We start from the raw sequence: 1013 nt of genomic DNA on the forward strand, positions 1-1013 counted from the left end.
GGTGGTTCGGGGGTTCCGGTGCGGTCAGCCGCGCAGTGCCGGCAGGACCTTCGTACGGTAGAAGTCGAAGAAGCCCTGCTGGTCCTTGCCGATCTGGTTGACGTAGACGGTGTCGAATCCCGCGTCGACGAACGCGGACAGCGCCTCGATGTGCGCGTCGGGATCGTCGCCGCACGGCACGGAGTCCGCCACCTGGTCCTCGGTGACCAACTCGGACGCCTGTTCGAAGTGGCGCGGGGTGGGCAGGATCTGCGGGAGCTCACCGGGCAGTTGCTCGTTGGCCCACAGGTGGTGCGCCGTGCGCAGCGCCTCCTGCCGGTCCGTGCCCCAGCACACCTTCATCCCGCCGTACACCGGCTTGGTGCCGCCGCCACCGCGACGGAAGCGCTCGACCAGCGCGGGGTCGGGCATCATCGTGATCAGGCCGTCGCCGATGCGTGCCGCGACCTCGGCGGCCTGCGGGCCGAAGGCGGAGACGTCGATGGGCACCGGCTCGTCGGGCAGCGTGTACAGACGGGCGTTCTCCACCGTGTAGTGCTTGCCGTAGTGGCTCGTCTGCTCGCCGGTGAACAGCTGCCGGATGATCTGGAGCGCCTCCTCCAGCATCTCCAGACGCACCGACGCCTCCGGCCAGGTCGTGCCCAGGATGTGCTCGTTGAGCGCCTCGCCGGTGCCGACCCCCAGGCGGAAACGGCCGCCCAGCTGGGCCGCGCTGGTGGCGGCCGCCTGGGCGATCACGGCGGGATGCGTACGGACGAGGGGGCAGGTCACCGCCGTCTCGACGGGTAGCGAGACGGCCTGTGACAGGGCGCCGATCACCGTCCACACGAACGGACTCTGGCCCTGGCGGTCGTTCCACGGGTGGTAGTGGTCCGAGATCCAGAGGGCGTCGAAGCCGGCCTGCTCGGCCATCCGGGCCTGCTCGACGAGTTCCGCCGGGCTGTGCTCCTCGCACGACAGAAAGTATCCGAAGTCGGGCATTGCCTCTCCCAGGTGGAGCGTGTGGTCACGGT

At 69.7% G+C, this 1013-nt stretch carries 1 protein-coding gene; it reads right to left on the reverse strand.

The window, feature by feature from the left end; all coding sequences use genetic code 11:
- Positions 1-24: 24 nt before the first annotated feature.
- The gene (locus ACFVYS_RS43795) at positions 25-981 is read right to left on the reverse strand and encodes an LLM class F420-dependent oxidoreductase (protein ID WP_389511456.1); all 957 of its coding nucleotides are present in this window, start codon (positions 979-981) and stop codon (positions 25-27) included.
- Positions 982-1013: the final 32 nt, after the last annotated feature.

Origin of the sequence: Streptomyces sp. NPDC058295, from assembly GCF_042880655.1 — a bacterium.
In the GTDB taxonomy this organism is placed as follows: domain Bacteria; phylum Actinomycetota; class Actinomycetes; order Streptomycetales; family Streptomycetaceae; genus Streptomyces; species Streptomyces coriariae.

What these genes read in the sequence shown, in the direction of transcription:
- ACFVYS_RS43795 (WP_389511456.1), bottom strand. Translation starts at nt 981, where the DNA reads ATGCCCGACTTCGGATACTTTCTGTCGTGCGAGGAGCACAGCCCGGCG.